Source organism: Arthrobacter sp. R-11 (genome assembly GCF_049913155.1).
Classification (GTDB): Bacteria; Actinomycetota; Actinomycetes; order Actinomycetales; family Micrococcaceae; genus Arthrobacter.
On the sequence record NZ_CP183979.1, the window covers coordinates 3,305,316 to 3,322,060 of the forward strand.

Annotated in this window: 12 protein-coding genes and 1 tRNA gene; 2 read left to right on the forward strand and 11 right to left on the reverse strand. The window is 64.3% G+C overall.

What is annotated here, in order from left to right; translation table 11 throughout:
* Nucleotides 1–43: 43 nt before the first annotated feature.
* Nucleotides 44–964 (forward strand): TauD/TfdA dioxygenase family protein, encoded by a 921-nt coding sequence (locus ACN9M4_RS15040; RefSeq protein ID WP_426299212.1) that lies wholly within the window; start codon nt 44–46, stop codon nt 962–964.
* A gap of 119 nt (nt 965–1,083) precedes the next feature.
* On the opposite strand, the gene ACN9M4_RS15045 is transcribed toward ACN9M4_RS15040, so the two are convergent.
* The 8 genes from ACN9M4_RS15045 to ACN9M4_RS15080 all read right to left on the reverse strand — a co-directional run bounded on the left by ACN9M4_RS15045 (nt 1,084) and on the right by ACN9M4_RS15080 (nt 12,845).
* Nucleotides 1,084–1,665, reverse strand: coding sequence for a dihydrofolate reductase family protein (locus tag ACN9M4_RS15045; RefSeq protein ID WP_426299214.1), 582 nt, complete (start codon nt 1,663–1,665; stop codon nt 1,084–1,086).
* 86 nt (nt 1,666–1,751) lie between these two features.
* Complete coding sequence (locus tag ACN9M4_RS15050; RefSeq protein WP_426299216.1) at nt 1,752–2,714, reverse strand: aldo/keto reductase; 963 nt, start codon at nt 2,712–2,714, stop codon at nt 1,752–1,754.
* A 135-nt stretch (nt 2,715–2,849) separates the two neighbouring features.
* Nucleotides 2,850–4,574 carry a glycoside hydrolase family 13 protein gene (locus ACN9M4_RS15055; RefSeq protein WP_426299218.1) on the reverse strand — a complete coding sequence of 575 codons (1,725 nt, stop codon included), beginning with the start codon at nt 4,572–4,574 and terminating at the stop codon, nt 2,850–2,852.
* 89 nt (nt 4,575–4,663) lie between these two features.
* Entirely contained in the window at nt 4,664–7,897 is a 3,234-nt protein-coding gene (locus ACN9M4_RS15060; protein WP_426299220.1) for a family 49 glycosyl hydrolase, read from the reverse strand.
* Nucleotides 7,898–7,935: 38 nt separating this feature from the next.
* On the reverse strand, nt 7,936–9,612 hold the full coding sequence (locus ACN9M4_RS15065; RefSeq protein ID WP_426299222.1) for a glycoside hydrolase family 13 protein: 1,677 nt from the start codon (nt 9,610–9,612) through the stop codon (nt 7,936–7,938).
* Nucleotides 9,613–9,703: 91 nt separating this feature from the next.
* Complete coding sequence (locus ACN9M4_RS15070; RefSeq protein ID WP_426299224.1) at nt 9,704–10,582, reverse strand: carbohydrate ABC transporter permease; 879 nt, start codon at nt 10,580–10,582, stop codon at nt 9,704–9,706.
* The gene (locus ACN9M4_RS15075; RefSeq protein ID WP_426299226.1) at nt 10,579–11,523 is read right to left on the reverse strand and encodes a carbohydrate ABC transporter permease; all 945 of its coding nucleotides are present in this window, start codon (nt 11,521–11,523) and stop codon (nt 10,579–10,581) included. Before ACN9M4_RS15075 ends, ACN9M4_RS15070 begins: the two co-directional genes overlap by 4 nt.
* A gap of 5 nt (nt 11,524–11,528) precedes the next feature.
* A complete protein-coding gene (locus ACN9M4_RS15080) occupies nt 11,529–12,845 on the reverse strand; it encodes an extracellular solute-binding protein (protein WP_426299228.1) in 1,317 nt (438 codons plus the stop codon).
* A 213-nt stretch (nt 12,846–13,058) separates the two neighbouring features.
* On the opposite strand from ACN9M4_RS15080, the gene ACN9M4_RS15085 reads away from it, so the two are divergent.
* On the forward strand, nt 13,059–14,282 hold the full coding sequence (locus ACN9M4_RS15085) for an ROK family protein (RefSeq protein WP_426299230.1): 1,224 nt from the start codon (nt 13,059–13,061) through the stop codon (nt 14,280–14,282).
* A gap of 59 nt (nt 14,283–14,341) precedes the next feature.
* Here ACN9M4_RS15085 and ACN9M4_RS15090 read toward each other — a convergent pair whose 3' ends face one another.
* The 3 genes from ACN9M4_RS15090 to ACN9M4_RS15100 all read right to left on the reverse strand — a co-directional run bounded on the left by ACN9M4_RS15090 (nt 14,342) and on the right by ACN9M4_RS15100 (nt 16,718).
* Nucleotides 14,342–15,910 (reverse strand): Na+/H+ antiporter, encoded by a 1,569-nt coding sequence (locus ACN9M4_RS15090; protein ID WP_426299232.1) that lies wholly within the window; start codon nt 15,908–15,910, stop codon nt 14,342–14,344.
* A 3-nt stretch (nt 15,911–15,913) separates the two neighbouring features.
* On the reverse strand, nt 15,914–16,573 hold the full coding sequence (locus ACN9M4_RS15095) for an SDR family oxidoreductase (protein WP_426299234.1): 660 nt from the start codon (nt 16,571–16,573) through the stop codon (nt 15,914–15,916).
* A 68-nt stretch (nt 16,574–16,641) separates the two neighbouring features.
* Nucleotides 16,642–16,718: transfer RNA gene (locus ACN9M4_RS15100), tRNA-Met, on the reverse strand.
* Between the last annotated feature and the right edge of the window lie 27 nt (nt 16,719–16,745).

Genomic DNA, 16,745 nt, shown 5'->3' on the forward strand with positions numbered 1-16,745 from the left:
TTGCTTCCCTTCCACCGCAAACAAAACAGATAGGAAAGAAGAAATGACCGTCATTACCGAAACCAAGCTCGAGTTCACCAAGCTGGGCTCCCGCATCGGCGCCGAAATCCGGGGCCTGGACATCAGCGGGGACCTCAGCGACGGCACCGTGGCACAAATCCGCGCGGCCCTCAACGAGCACAAGGCACTGGTGTTCCGCGAAGCCAACATCCTCAACGACGAAGCCCAGGTGAAGTTCGCCAGCCACTTCGGCCCGCTCACCACGGCCCACCCCACGGTGGCCTCCGTGGAAGGCGAAGCCAACGTGCTGCCCGTTGACAGCGAGAACGGCTCGGCCAACAACTGGCACACCGACGTGACCTTCGTGGTGAACCCGCCGCAGGCCTCCACCCTGCGCAGCATCGACCTGCCCGCCTACGGCGGCGAGACGCTGATCGCGTCCTCAGCCGGCGCCTATGCCGACCTGCCGGAGGAGCTGCGGAACTTCGCGGACACGTTGTGGGCCATCCACACCAACGACTACGACTACTCGGTGCCCAAGAACCTGGAGCATGAAAACGCCGAGGAACGCCGCAAGGAGTTCACCCGGATCAAGTTCGAGACGGCACACCCGGTGGTGCGGGTGCACCCGCTCACCGGCGAGCGCGGCCTGTTCATCGGCGGCTTCGCCCAGCGGCTGCGGATCGTGGGCCTGTCCAACACCGAGTCCCGGGACATCCTGCGCCTGCTGCAGGCCTACGTGACCCGTCCGGAAAACATTGTGCGCGTGAACTGGGAGCCGAACCAGCTGGTGCTCTTCGACAACCGCATCACCCAGCATTACGCCCCGGACAACTACGACGGCCAGCAGCGCAAGCTCAACCGCGTGACCATTGCCGGTGAGATCCCCGTGGGCGTCGACGGCAAGGCGAGCCAGTCCATCCAGGGCGACTCGTCGACGTATTCCGTCGTGGCGCCGCTCTAAGTAGCACACATGTGTTGTTGTAGCTGTACCGGCCCCGCAAGCCAACTCGCTCGCAGTTAACGTCGTTTTGAGCGCTCAGAACGACAACAACTGCGAGCTAGTTGGGTTAACGGGCGTGCTCAGCCCCTGACGGGTTCCAGCACATTCAGCACGATGCCGTTCGCGTAAGCCCTGGTGTCGGTCAGGATGAGCTTCCGTTTGGCCCTGGCATCGTCCGGGAACAGCCGTTTCCCGGAGCCGAGGATCACCGGGAACACCATGAGCCTGTATTCGTCCACGAGGTCTGCGTCGTACAAGGCCTTGAGCAGGGTGGGACTGCCGTTGACCAGCAACGGCCCGCCGTCTTGCTCCTTCAGCGCGGCCACTGCTTCGGCCACTTCGCCCTGGAGCACGTGGCTGTTGTTCCAGAGCGGATCTTTCAAAGTGGTGGAGGCGACGTACTTGGGCATGCTGTTGAACTTCTTCGCGAAGCCGGCTTCGTCGTCCCGTTCGGGCCAGGCCGCCGCGAAACCCTCGTAGGTCACCCGGCCGAGCAGCAGCGCGCCGGATTCCATGAGCTCCTCCAGCTTGTATTCGTACATTGCGGGGTCCGGGTCAATGTCGAAGGTCCAGCCCTCGTGCTTGTATTCGGGTTCCCCTCCACCCGGCCCTTCGACCACGCCGTCAAGCGAAACGAATTCGGAAACAATCACCTTGCGCATGGCGTGCGCCTCCCGTTGCTGGATTGCCGCTCTGCTTAAGCCTTCCAGCAATGAGGGTGGCACAGCCGGGCGGTTTGCAACAGGGCTTACGGCATCGCGGCACCCCGCGCCGTGGACCAGAGCGTGTACCACTCGATCCGGGTCATCGAGGCCGCCACGTCCGCGGCACCGGCGCAGGCTGCGATGCGCTCCGGCCGGGAGCTGCCCACTACCGGCGAGATCCGTGCCGGATGCTTCATGAGCCAGCCCAGGAGCACGGCTTCCGGGGTGGTGTTCTTCTCTTCCGCCAGCTTGGCGAGCAGCTCCGCCGTCGCGCGTTCCGCCGGGGCGGCTGCCGGGGACGGCGCGCCCGTGTACCGGCCCTGGGCGAGGGAACCGTAGGCTTGCAGCTCGATGCCCTTGCGGATGCAGTACTCGATGGTGCCGTGCGGGAAGCCGGCGTCGAAGCCTTCCTGCCGGTTGACCAGCACGGCGCTTTCCACCCAGGCGGCCTTGTGCAGGCTCATTTCCAGCTGGTTGGCCACAATCGGGGTCTCCAGCGCGTCCTGCAGATAGTCGATCTGGGCCGCGGACATGTTGGACACGCCCAGTGCCCGTACCTTGCCTTCCGCCATGAGCTGCCCGACGGCGGCCGCCACCTCGGACGGTTCCAGCAGCGGGTCGGGGCGGTGCAGGAGCAGGATGTCCAGGTAGTCGGTGCGAAGCCGCCGCAGGCTGGCGCTGACCCGTTCCAGGATGGCTTCGCGGCTGAGGTCGTAGTGCCCGGGCACCCCGCCCTCGGCCAGGCTGATGCCGCATTTGCCCTGCAGCTGGATCTGTTCCCGCAGCCCGGGGTTCGCCGCGAGCGCCTCGCCGAAGACGGCTTCGGCCTTCCCGCGGGTGTAGATATCGGCATGGTCGAACAAGGTGATGCCGATGCCGCGGGCGGCCTCGATCGCCGCGGCGGCCTTGTCCACGTCCGCGGGGCCGTAGTCCGGGCGGTCCCAGTCGCCGCCCAGGCCCATGCAGCCGTAGATGAGGCGTCCGCCGTTGTCGTTCTGTGCAGTCATGCTCCAACTCTTCCATCGGCCGCGGGCGGCGGCGTTGTATGACGGGCGGCCGCGTGACGGCGGAGGGCCCGGCACGCGGCAACGGCGCCCCGCACGCGGAGGGTGCGGGGCGCCGTCGTGATCAAAGCGGGGAGGCTAGCCGAAAAGCCACGCGGTGGTGGCGCCCGGAAGCTTGCCGCCGTCCAGCGCCGAGCTGCTGACGACGACGGTCCCTTCCGGGAGCTCCGCGGCTTCGGTGCCGAAGTTGGTCACCGACTGCCAGCCGTTGGGACGGCGGAAGTGCAGCACCTCAGGGTTGTCGTTCGGGACCCATTCGAGGCTTTCGCCGGACTGCAGTTCGGTGCGCAGGGCGAGGGCCTTGCGGTACAGCTCCAGGGTGGAACCCTCCACGCCGTCCTGGACGTCCGCGGCGTAGGCGGCGAACCACTCCGGCTGGGGCAGGTGGGATCCGTTGGCGCCGAAGCCGAAGGAGGAACCTTCCGCGGTCCAGGGCAGCGGCACACGGCAGCCGTCGCGGCCGACCTCCACGCCCTTGTTACGGAAGAAGGAAGGGTCCTGGCGCTCGGAATCGGGGATTTCGCCGCCGACTTCCTGCAGGCCGAGCTCCTCGCCCTGGTACAGGTAGGCCGAACCGGGCAGGGCGAACATCAGCAGCGAAGCGGCGCGGGCACGGCGCAGGCCGAGCTCCACATCCACGTCTTCCTGCCTGCCGCCCTCGAGCAGCCATTTCTTGCCGGCCTGGCCAGCCATGATTTCGCCTTCGTCAGCCGGCTCGGTGGCGGGGAGGCCGTAGCGGGTAGCGTGGCGGACGACGTCGTGGTTGGAGAAGACCCAGGTGGAGGACGCGCCGGACGCGGCCGCCTCGGCAAGGTTCTTGGTGACGATCTTCCGGAACTGGGCGGCGTCGAAATCGGCCTGCAGGAGGTCGAAGTTGAAGGCCTGGCCCAGCCCTTCCGGGCTGGCGTAGCGGGCGCGGCGGTCCGCGTGCACCCAGGCTTCGGCAACGGCGGTGCGCGGCGGGTTGTACTCGTTGAAGACCCGGCGCCACTCGGCGTAGATCTCGTGGACCTCGTCGCGGTCCCAGTACGGGTGGGAACCGTCGACGAAACCGTCGCTGCCATGGGCTTTGGCTTTGAGGTCGGCCTTGGTGGGCAGGGTTCCCTCAAGGTTCTTGGTCAGGGCGTGGGCCACGTCGATGCGGAAGCCGTCCACGCCGCGGTCGGACCAGAAGCGCAGCGTCTTCAGGAAGTCCTCGTGGACCTCCGGGTTGTCCCAGTTAAAGTCCGGCTGCTCCTTGGCGAAGATGTGCATGTACCACTGGCCGGGGGTGCCATCCGGTTCGGTGATGCGCTCCCAAGCCGGTCCGCCGAACACGGAATCCCAGTCCGACGGCGGCAGCTCGCCGTTTTCGCCGAGGCCGTCGCGGAAGATATAGCGGTCGCGGGCGGGAGAGCCCTTCGGTGAGGCGAGGGCCTCCTTGAACCATTCGTGGCGGTCCGAGGAGTGGTTGGGGACGATGTCCACGATCACCTTGATGCCGGCTTCGTGCAGCGCCGCGGCCATTTCGTCAAAGTCCTCAAGGGAGCCGATCTTCGGGTCGACGTTGCGGTAATCATCAACGTCGTAACCGCCGTCGGCCAGGGCCGAGGGGTAGAAGGGGCTGAGCCACACGGCGTCGATGCCCAGGGCCTTCAGGTACGGCACCTTGGCGGTGACGCCCTTGAGGTTGCCGATCCCGTCGGCGTTGGAATCGGCGAAGCTGCGCGGGTAGATCTGGTAAACCGAAGCCTGACGCCACCAGTTGGGGTCGGCCATTCGCTCGGCGTCGGTACGGTTTGCCTTGGCGGCGGTGGTGCTCACAATACTCCTTTTATTTAGTATCTAAATTTATCTCCCGAACCAGTATGGGATGCCGGGCGTGGAAGGTCAACAGGAGAGTGCGGCAGTGCTCAGCCCTGTTTCCGTTTCGACCCCGCGTAGGGAATGGCGTAGCTCCTTGAGGTGCCGTCAGGGGCAGTCGCGATGACCTTCACGGACATCGCAGGCAACTGCGGGCTGTGCGTATCGATCAAATACACCCGGGACCCGCCTGCCGGCAGCACACCGAGTTCCGTGGTGCCGGAGACCGTCTCAACAGTCAGGTCGAGGGAGCTTTCGCCATGGTTTTCCGCTGCGATCGTCAGCGCCTGGGACCCCTTTACCTTCTTGCTGCCAACGCTGAATTCCGCATCAATGACGGTCTGTGCGGTATCCAAGCGAACATAGGGCGCCACTACCGGGCCGCGGGTCCAATCCATCACGTCGGCCTGCGATGCACCACCGGTGATGATGTCGAGCGCGTTGGAATCGCTTGTGTCAGTGTCATGCGACTCGTTCGCATCCGTCCAGGAACCGGCTCCCCCGCCGACTCTGTACGGGCCGACGAATGAGGGGCAAGCAATGCCGCGGGCGCACTCGGCGCTGTAAACGGGCCGCACATTGCCAATGCCTTCGCCTTCTTCGGCGTCGCTGAACATGGACACCTGATAGCCGGTGTTCCGCAGGTCAACGCCCTCCAGCACAGCGGCGGGAACTGAGGCGATGATCATGCCGGAAGGATCAACATCGAGCCTCACGTCCCCCACTCGCTGCAGCCCCGCATCGTAGATACCTCCGCCGAAGCGGGATGCCGCATACCGGCCGTCAGCAACGATCGCAAACTTCCAGGCACCAGCGGCCGAGGTGTTGGTACCTGGCAACAAGGCGGTGGTTTGCGTCGAGCTGCCATCCCGCAGGTAGATGTTCAGCCGTTGTGTACTCATTCCGGCACCGCCCCACGGATTGTTGATGGGGCCGGCCGTGGACGCCAGGAACCGGACCGCATCACCGTCTTCGTATACATCCATCCCGGTCAGATCGAAGCTTCCGGGATTGAAGGCCGAATCCGTGGGGTAGGTGTAACTGCCCGGGCCCTTGTCGTCTCCGGCGGGTTCGGAGAGCGACCCGATCCTGCTGCCGAGTGCGGTCACGGCGCGCCGGTCAACGGCCATGACCCCATTTTCGCCGGTGGCTGTGACCACAACCCGGTTGGTGATGTCAGGCAGGGTGACTTCCAAGGCGAACCTGCCATCCGTTACCGGCGCGTCCTGCCGTTCCCCGTTCACGGCTACGGCCACGCGGGGCGCGTTCGTGGTTCCGGACACCGTCAACTGCCGGGCATCCACAACTGAACCGTCCGCAGGGCCGTCCACGGCGAGTTCCGGTGCCGGCCCGATTGCCTGGCCTTCGGCGGTGGCGTTCCAACCGTCCCAGGTTTCGGCGTCGAAGTTCAACCGGCCCGGCTCAGTGTCCCACCAGTTATCGCCCGCCTTGATGATGGCGGCCCCGCCCACGGTGTAGTTGTGCAGCAGGATCCCGTTGCCTTGCGACATCTCGTTGCCGAGTGCCACCTTCTGGCCGGCACGGTCCTGGTACCGCTTCAGCAGGCTGAGCTGCGACGTGTAGTCAAGGCCGTTCCAGGCATCAACGGAGAATCCATCGATCTCGATGTTCTCGGTATTCGACAGGGCGAATACCCGGACGCCGCAGTTGACCATGCCTTCCACCCGGGTGTCGCTGAACCGCATGTTCTTGACCGTGGTGGCGACATCCGCACGGTCGGTGGCGCCCATGTCCTCCCAGTGGCTGGAGGAATTGAACACACAGGTGTTGTATTTGGTGTCTTTCCAGTACATGCGGTTGTGGATGACGTCCGTGTTGGCCACGGAAACGGCATCAATTTGCCGGGGAACCCACCCCCATTGCATGACCGGGCCGTTCTCGTTCTTCCAAATCACCGTGTTCTTGATGTCTACGTTGCTGTGGTAGAGCTTCAAGACGTCGTCGTTGGAGTGGAAGAAGGTGTTGTTCATCCGGCTTCCTTCGTACAGCTCGATACCGTCCGTCTGCCAGTACCAGCCTCCAACTTGCTTGTAGTTCTGCACGTCCATGCGGAAGTTCTCGACGCCGACCTCGACTTCGTCCGCCCCCTCGCCTTCATGGGCGTAGACAACAAAGGAGTGGTACGGCGGATCGGCGACCGTGACGCCTTGAAGATCCAGCGTCTGGCCCGTGTTCGACGATTCGAACTGAAGCATCTTCACGCAGCTCGAATGGCAGTTGTCGGCCACGCTGTGGGCGTAACCGTTCCTGGTGTCCGGTTCGTACACGTACTGTTCCCCGGAGAGGACCCCGAGCCCCGTCACTTTGAAGTCGCGTTGGGTCTTGTGGAGGAAGCGGAATGCGCCTTTGACGTAGGCGCCCGGGGCCAGGTAGACCCACTTCACGTTTCCGGGCAGCACCGCATGGTGGTCGGAACCCATGTAGTAGGTACCAGGACGGAAATAGACAATGTCCTCGCTGATCTCCCCCAGGTTGTCCACAAGGCCCGGCTGCGGGTAATGAATGGATCCGTCGTCCACGCCCGGAACGTACCGCTTGGCATCCGCTGCGGAAAGGATCGGATTTGCAAAGACCAGCATTGAGTTCCGCGGTTCGGTGTGGACCGCTTTGTTGCCTTCGGCCGCACTCGTGGTGAGGACGCCGGAGGTGCCCGACATATCGTTGTAGGCCGTGACCAGCTGCGGATCGAACTCCACCGAAAAGCGGAGTCCGTCCGGGCTGAAGGGCACCTTCACACGTATGGTTGACCCGTCCACCAACTGCTTCTCCAGGCCGAGATCGCTCGGCCTGATCGTGACCTGGCTGGCCGAGGTGATTTCCTGCCCGGTCTTCAGCCGCACGTTGACCCAAACGTCCTCGCCGTATTCGAAGCTCGACCAGCTCATGGTCATTCCCGCTTCGGACGAAAACTCCGCACCGTCCTCTTCGGTGTAGCCGATCTTGCCGTTGCCGCTGCGGGGCACGCTGGCGTAGACGAAGGAACCGTAGGCCGTATCCGGGCGGGCAGCCGTCGCAACGGATGCCTCATAGAACTCTGACATGCGGACCTTGTCCGCCGGCACGGGCCCGGTTGTGGCAACGGCGTTGTCATGACCCCATGTGGTCAGCGTCGGAGTCGATGCGGGCGGGGCGGCAGATCCCGGAGCCACCGGCACAGCGACATTGACAGGTTCCATTGCGGCGGCAGGAGCGATTGGCGCAAGCAACGCCCCAATTAGTACGCCCGCGCCCACAATGCTTCTCGAACTCCAACGGTTTTTCATCAAAAATCAACCTCTCTGTTGATCTTTCGGAATCGGGTTCAAGCACGCAGCCAGGCGCTTGCCTCGCCCGGAAGCTTGCCGTCTTCAATCCGGGCGCTGGCCAGCAGGAGCTCACCTTCGGGCAGTTCGACGGCGGCGGTTCCGAAGTTCGCCACGACGTGCCAGCCGCCCGGGCGGACGAAGTGCAGTACGTCCGCGTTGCCCGTGTCGATCCATTCCAGGCTCTCGCCGGTCTGGAGGCGGCGCCGCAGCGCGAGCGCAGTGCGGTAGAACGTGAGGGTGGATCCCTCCCGCTCCTGGGCGCTGGCCGCATACCCGACGAACCAAGCCGGCTGGGGCAGGTGCGCCCCGTTGGCGCCGAAGCCAAACGAGGTGCCGTCCGGTTCCCACGGAAGCGGAACTCGGCAGCCGTCCCGGCCCAGCCCGTCCCACTCGGCCCCGCGGAAGAAGGACGGGTCCTGACGGCGGTCCGCGGGGATGTCCGCGACTTCGTGCAGGCCGAGTTCCTCACCCTGGTACAGGTACGCCGATCCCGGCAGCGCCAGCATGAGCTGGGTGGCCGCTTTGGCCCGGCGGATGCCACCGGCAATATCAAGAGCCTCCTTCCGCCCGCCTTCCTTGACCCACTCCACCCCGCCTTTGACCGCGCGCCCGTTCAGCGGGGGCAGCCCGTAACGGGTGGCATGGCGGGTAACGTCGTGATTGGAGAACACCCAGGTGGAGGTCGAACCGCTCAGCCGGCTCTGTTCCAGGTTGTCCCCAATAACAGTCCGGAACTGTTCCGCATCAAAGTCCGCCATCAGCAAGTCGAAGCTGAACGCCTGGCCCAGGCCTTCGGGCGACGCGTACTTCGCCCGCCGCTCCGGAGTCTCCACCCACGCCTCGGCCACGGCGAAGCGTGGCGGATTGTATTCGTTGAAGACCTTGCGCCATTCGGCGTAGATCTCGTGGACTTCGTCGCGGTCCATCAGTGGGTGGGTTCCGGAATTCCGATCCATCGCGGACAGTTCAGCTTTGCTGGGCAGCGTGGCCGGCAGGTCCTTGACCAAAAGGTTTGCAACATCAACCCGGAAGCCATCCACTCCACGGTCGGACCAAAAGCGTAGTGTCTCAAGGAAGTCCTCCTGGACTTCAGGGTTGTCCCAGTTGAAGTCCGGCTGCTCGGGCGTGAAGGTGTTGAGATACCACTGCCCGTCTTCAACGCGGGTCCACCGTGGACCGCCGAATGAGGCGGTCCAGTCTGAGGGCGGCAGTTCCCCGTGCTCACCCAATCCATCGCGGAAGTGGTACCGCTCCCGGGCCGGGGAACCCTTCGGGGCGGCCAATGCCTCCTGGAACCAGGCATGCCGATTGGATGAGTGGTTCGGAACGATGTCCACGATCACCTTGATGCCCGCGGCATGGAGGGCGGCAACCATTTCGTCGAAGTCCGCCAGCGTACCGATCTTCGGATCGACATCGCGGTAGTCATCCACGTCATAGCCGCCGTCCGCCAAAGCCGAGGGATAGAAGGGACTCAGCCAGACGGCGTCGACCCCCAGTTCCTTCAGGTACGGCACCTTGGCGGTGACGCCCTTCAGGTCGCCGATGCCGTCACCGTTCGAATCGGCAAAGCTACGCGGATAGATCTGGTAGACGGCAGCCTGACGCCACCAGTCAGGGTCGGCCGCTGCGAGCTCGGAAGCGGACGGCGTGGCAAAGGGGGGCGTAGACAAACGGGGATCCTTCCCAGGTAATAACAAGCGGTGGGAGGAACGACGACGGCGGGTTCCCGCCGTCGTCGTTCCTGCTTTTGAGTAGGGTCTCTCAGGACTTGGAGCCGGAGAGCGCGATGCCATCCACGATCTGCCGCTGGGCGACGGCGAAGATGATCAGCAGCGGGGCCGCCACGAGCGTCGTAGCTGACATCAAAGAGGTCCAGTCGGCGCCATACTGGCCCTTGAACTGGTTCACCAGCAACGGAAGGGTGAAATTGGCGTCGCTGTTGAGGAAGATCAGCGGGCCGAAGAAGTTGTTCCACTGCCCCAGGAAGGTGAAGATGCCCAGTGCTGTAAGCGGGGTGCGCAGCAGGGGCAGGATCATGGTGGTGAAGACCCGGAAGCGGCTTGCGCCGTCCAGTTCCGCGGCTTCTTCAAGTTCCCGTGGAATGCCCTTGATGTACTGGCGCATGAGGAAGACCCCGAAAGCGCTGAACAGGGAGGCGGGCATGATCAGGGAAAGCGGAGTATCGATCCAGCCTAGCCATCCCATGATGATGTACAGCGGGATGATGGTCAGCTGCGCCGGAACCATCATCGTGGCCAGGAACACCATGAAGAGGTGCTTGCTTCCGCGGAAGTCGATCCTGGCGAATGCGTAGGCGGCCATGGTGCTGGTCAGCAGCGAGATCACGGTGACTGTCACGGCAATATACGTGCTGTTCCAGAAACCGCGGACGAAATCGGCACCGGCAAAAGCCGTCTCATAGCCTCCGGTGGTCCACACTTCCGGCAGGAAGGTGGGAGGCTGGCGGAAAATCTCATCCAGCGGTTTGAACGAGGAAAGCATCATCCATAGAAACGGCAGCGCCATCAGGGCGGCGCAGACTGCCAGTGCAAGGTGAAGGATGATTCTCCCCGGACGGACAGGCCGGCGGCGCGTCCGTACCTCCTGGGAGCGGGCAATGTTTCGGGTCAGGGTGCTCATTCTGCGTAGTGAACCCATCTCTTCTGGGCGGCCATCTGGAGCCCGGTGACACCGAGCAGGACCAGGAACAGCAGGAACGCCAAGGCTGAAGCGGCTCCGAAGTTGAACTCACGGAAGGCCATTTGGACAATCTCGTAGACGATGGTGCGGGCTTCGTCCGGCGCGCTTGAGTCCATGAAGACGTAGATGTAATCGAAGACCTGGAAGGAGCCGATGATTGAGGTGATCGAGAGGAACAGGATGGTGGGCGAGATCAGCGGTACGGTGACGTGCCACAGCTTCTGCCACGCCGAGCAACCGTCCAGTTCGGCGGCTTCAAGGTAGGAGGCGCCAATGCTTTGCAGGCCGGCCATGAACATCACCAATTGATAGCCCAGGCCCTGCCAGATCGCCACGACAGCGAAGGACGGAATGATGAACGACGGATCCTGCAGCCAGTTGGGAGCCGGGATACCGATCGAACGCAAGGCGCTGTTGATGGGGCTGATCTCAGGGTTGAACAGGTAGAGCCAAATGGTGGCGACCGCCACGGAGGATGTGACCACCGGGGCAACGAAGCCAAGGCGGTAAACGTTGGTCATCCTTCCTGCCTTCTGCATGAACAGCGCGAAGAGGAAGGCGGTGATCATCACACCAGGGACCTGCAATACGGTGAACCACACGGTATTGATCGCCGAACGCTGGATGCGGGGATTCTCGAAGAGTTCGGTGAAGTTGGACAGCCCCGCGAAGGTAGCGGCGCCGAACCCGTCCCAATGGCTGAAAGCCAGATACAAGGCAAAACCCAGGGGTCCGATCATGAAGACAATCAGGCCCAAGAGCTGGGGCGAAAGAAAGACGAGGGCCGCGATGGTGTCCTTGCGGTGCCGTCGGGACACCTTGCGGCGCGGCTGGGCCGGCACGGCATCTACGCTGGCCCGGATCTGCGTGTCCAGTGACATCCTTGTTAGCCGTTCACCAGCTTGCTGACTGCCTCGGAGAAGGAGGCAGCAGTCGTCGACGGGTTCTTGAAAAGCTTGTCGACAAGGGTCGGCAGTTCCGTCGCAGTCTTGGCCTTGGACACGAACGCGTTCGGCATCGCATACCCCTTGGCAACAACCTCATTGAACAATTTGCCGTGGGCAGGCACTCCACCTTCGGTGGCAAGCCCGTCCAGGCCCTTCACCGATGCCACAGCGTTGCCCCCGCCGGAAAGGCGGAACTGCTGCCCCTCCTTGGACACATAGTTGCCGATCAGTTCGAGTGCCTTTTCCCGGTTTTTCGCTTTCGCATTCAGGGCGATTGCTGCAGTGGCAACGGGGGCCGGCATGATGTCCTTGCCGGTGGGCGAAGGCAGCGGAGCAATGTCATATCCAAACTTGACGGACTTCAGGGTAGGCAACGCCCAACGGCCCACGTTGTTGAAGGCAAGCTGGCCGGCCAGGAAGAGGGCGTCGCCGCTCTGGCCCTTCGGCAGCGAACCCGCGTAGGTGATGTTGCCTGACTTGAACTGCTCCAACAGCCAGCCGAGCCCTTCCTGCGCCTTGGGGTCGTCGGCGAAGACGATCTTGCCGGACTCATCCTGGAGCGTGCCGCCGAAGGCAGTCACCGCCCAGGCCCAGTTAAACCACCAGTTGGACAGGATCAACCCTTTCTTGCCGGAGCCCCGGACCTTGTCCAAGGCATCGGTGAAGGCGTCAAAGTTCCAGGTCCCCCCATCGAACAGCTGGGCGGGATCCGAGCTGACGCCCGCAGCGGAGAGGACGTCTTTGTTGAACCACAAAACCGAGGGGTTGCAGTCCACCGGAAGTCCGTAGAGGCCGGTGCCGTCGGCACCCTTGCACCATTGGTAGAGACCTTCCGGGAACTCTTCCAGCTTCACCGGGGATTTTCCGCCTGAAAGATAATCACTCAGGTCCGAGACCTGCTTCGCACCAATGAACTTGGCCATCTGCCCATCGCCGACGTAGAACGCGTCCGGCGCCGCCCCGCCAGCCAGCTGGGAGAGAAGCTTTGCCTCATAGTCACCCACAACGGCCTGGAAGCTGACCTTGGCGTTGATCTTCTTGGACAGTTCTTCGGCGAACTTCTTGTAACGCTCTCCTTCGCCGGGGTTTGCCCATGCCGCCCAGGAGACGCTGCCGGAGCCGGAGCTGCCACCGGGAGCCGAGCCGCCGCCGCAGGCGGCCAGGGCCGGCGCTGCAGCGAGGCCAAGAGCGCCCAGCATGCCCGTGCGCAGCAGCGCGCGGCGGTCAACAGGGCGTGAGAGGAGGGAGTCAGACATCTGCGTCGGTCCTTTCATCAGAGCGGCTGGCCAACGTCGGCCCATCGCCCAATTTAAATTAGGAGGTAAATTTACTACCTATCGCAAGTATGGAGTGAGGTTCGCCACAGAGTCAAGGAGGTTGGAAGATGGAACGAAAGATAAATTTATGAACTAAATTTAGAGAGAGTTAGCTGCCGCTTAGCGGAGAGCAAAGGATGGGGAGGTTTGAAGATGGTCGAAACAGCGCCGTCAACGCAGCTGGTACGCAGGGTCAATGCGAGCGCCATGCTCAAGGCGATGCGCGGTGCAGGCGTCCTGACTGGAACCGATCTCATGGCCGCCACCGGGCTCTCCCGCGCCACCGTTATCTCGATTTGCGATGAACTCGTTCGACTCGGGTGGCTCCAGGAACTGGAAAACCAGCGGGGAGCCGGGGATTACGTCAAGGGCAGGCCGGCCCGCCGCTTTGTCTTTGACGACCGCGCGGCCAGCGTGCTGGGCATCGACATCGGTGCCAACAAGATCACTGCCATCGTGGCGGACATGGCCGGCACTCCCCTGTCCCAGGTCACCATGCCATTCCGCCACGCATACAGTGTGGCAGCGGACGAACGCGCCGACGTCCTGGACAGGATTGCGGCAGAGGCCTTGGACGAAGCGGGCGCGTCGGCGGATTCCGTGCTTGCCGTCTCCGTTGGCGTCGCCGCCCCGGTCAGCCGGGACGGCGAGGTCCTCACGGCCCAGGAATTCTGGAAATCCTTCGATGTCCGCGGGATCGTCGCAGAGCGGCATGGCTGGCACGTGCTCCTCGAAAACGATGCCAACCTGGCGGCGCTTGCGGAACGCTGGCGTGGCACCGCCCAGGGAGTCGACAACCTGGTGGTCATGCTTGCCAGCGACCGGCTCGGTTCCGGAGTCCTCGAATCCGGCCGGCTGCTCCACGGGCAGCTCGGCGGCTTCGGCGAACTGGGATATTTGGACAATCTCGACGGGGTCGGCGACACGAGCGGCATTGCGCACTACGCCGTGCTGTGGGCGCGGGAGGCGCTCGACAAAGGCGCAAAGAGTTCCATGCGCGAGCGCTGCGGAGGGGATCCCGGAGCCCTGACCGCCGAGATGGTCTTTTCCGCGGCTGCGGCCGGTGACGCGGCCGCAGCCGCGGTCCTGGACCGGGTGGCGCACCGCATGGCGCGGATCATCGGCTCCCTGAGCACGCTGGTCAACCCCGAACTCGTGGTCATTGCGGGCGCCGTCGCGGAATCGGCCCGGGCGCTCATCCCGGCCATCAGCAAGGAGCTTCCGGACTACACCCATACGCCGCCGCGGCTGGAGGCCTCCACCCTGGGCGACGGCATCGTGTCAATCGGCGCCATCCGGCACGCTTTGGACTACGTCGAGGAGCATGCGCTGGACCTTGGGCCGTCTTCCTTGCCCCGGCATTCAAGCACTTCCTGAGCCGGCGGCAACGACAGAGCCTCCCCGCAAGGACCGGGTCCTCAACGGCGCGGTATCTGCTACTCGGGCATCGCCATGGTGCGCAGGTCCAGCTGCCGCAGCACCCGGTCGGCCACCTCGGGGTCCGTGCCGGGCTCGCTCCGCGCAGCAACCACTTCCTGGCGGGCGGCGTCGAGGGCGATCGTCTGGACGGTGATGGCCAGCTCCCGTCCCCGTCGGCGTTTCTCCTCGAGGCTTTCGTTCTTGAGAGTGCCATCCAGCAGCTCGGCATGCAGCCGGGCCATCTTCTGCTTCACGAGCGCCACCTTGTCCGCCGGAAGCTCCTTCATCAGCTCATGATCCTTGAGCGCGGCGATGGCGGCCTTCTGGGCGCGCCTGGCCAGTAGCTTGGCAGCGTGCTCTTCGTGCGAACCGTCCTCGGCCGCCTTCAGCACGCGCATGAGCCACGGCAGGGTCAGGCCGGGGAACACCAGGGTGGCCAGCAGCACCGCGCAGGCAATCACGAGGATTTCATGCCGGGCCGGGAAGTCACCGCCGTCTGAGACAGTTAGCGGAAGCGCCAGGGCGAGGGCCAGTGTGGCCAGGCCTCGCATGCCGCACCAGGTGAGGATCAGCACCTCCTTGAAGGATGTGGGCTGGAGGGCGCTCTTGCGGCGGGCAGACAGCGCAAGCAGGCCGAGCCAGCCGAAGCGCACCGCGAACACCAGAATGCAGACCACCGCGGCCATGCCGACCATGCCGAGCACGGCGGCGCCTTCTTCCCGGATTACGTGCCGGATCTCCAGGCCCACCAGGCCGAAGGCGAGGCCGGTGGCCAGCAGTTCCACGACATCCCAGAAGGCCGTGCGTGTGACGCGTTCGGCGGCGTCCTGCGGTCGTGCGTGGCGCTGGGTTTCCAATGCGGTCACGACGACGGCGATCACCCCGGAGGCGTGCACCTCCTCGGCCAGGATGTAGGCGGCGAAGGGAATCACCAGGGTGACGGCGCTGCGGGCCACCATCGAGGTGACGAGCTTGTTGATGATCCTGCCGAACCAGCCCATTGCGATTCCCACCAGCACGGCGAGGGCCGCGCCGACGATGAACTCGAACGCAATGTTGGGGCCCAGATGCGTTCCGGCGACGGTTGCGGCCACCGCGGCCTGGAAGATGACAATGGCAGCAGCGTCGTTGAAGAGGCCTTCGCTCTGCAGCACCGTGATAAGCCGGCGGGGCATGCGCACCCGGCCTGCTACGGACTCCACCGCCACCGGGTCCGGCGGCGCCACCATTGCACCCAAGGCGATCGCGGCCGGGATGCCGATGCCCGGGATCATGAGCCAGGCCGCCCCGGCGACGACCGCCGTCGAGACCACCACCAGGGCCACCGCCATCAGGAGCAGCGTGCGCCAGCGGACTTTGAAGACGGCCCAGGAGCTTTTCTGGGCCGTCGCGAACAGCAAGGGCGGCAGGAAGATCGGCAGGATCAATTCGGGATCGATCTCAAGCTCGGGAAAGCCCGGAATGAAGGTCAAGGCCACCGCGATGAGCAGCATCAGGACCGGGTATGGCAGGCGCAGCCTGTCCCCCAGGCCCACCGCCGCCACCGTTGCGAGCAACAGCCCGATGATGAGTGCCAACTGGTCCATGCGTCAGGAGTCCGTCGTCAGGGCCATCACGACGTCGCTGGTGCCGTCCCGGAACTCGATGGTCCGTCCGATTGTCCCGGGCAGTTCCAGCACGGCGGCCGCCACCAATGCCACATTGGCCCTGGACGTTCCGGTGCCCGTGGCGGGATCTGCGGGGTTGACGTCTATCAGCCCGGTGGCGGGATCGTTGTTCAGAGTACCGGGGCCGAGGACCGTCCAGTCCAGCTTGCTGCCGCGCAGGTACTCGTCTGCCGCCGCTTTGGCCTCGGCGTAAGGGAAGAAGCTGTGGTTCTCCGGAACCCCGTGACCGGGCCCGGAACCGAAGTAGGACACCATCACGTAGCGTTTCACGCCGGCCTGCGCCGCGGCGTCCATGGAGCGGATGGCGGCGTCGCGGTCCACCGCGTAGGTGCGGGCCGGATTGCCGCCTCCGGCGCCGGCGGACCAGACCACGGCGTCGCTGCCGCCCAGCGCGGCGGCGATCTCCGCCGTCGTGGAATGCTCGACGTCGAGAATCACCGGGGAGGCGCCGCTTGCCGTCACGTCGGCGACGTGGTCGGGGTTGCGGATGATGGACGTGACCGTATGGCCTTCGTCACTGAGGATTCGGGCAAGCTGCAGCGCCACTTTGCCGTGGCCGCCGATGATCGTGATCCGTGGCATGAACCCATTCAAGCAGCAATGGGAAAACAAAAAGACCCCGCGGATGTTGAATCCGCGGGGTCTTTCCTTGGTAGCGGTGGGGAGGCTCGATCTCCCGACCTCACGATTATGAGTCGTGCGCTCTAACCAACTGAGCTACACCGCCACGAATGAGAAAACCTGTGCCAAGCCG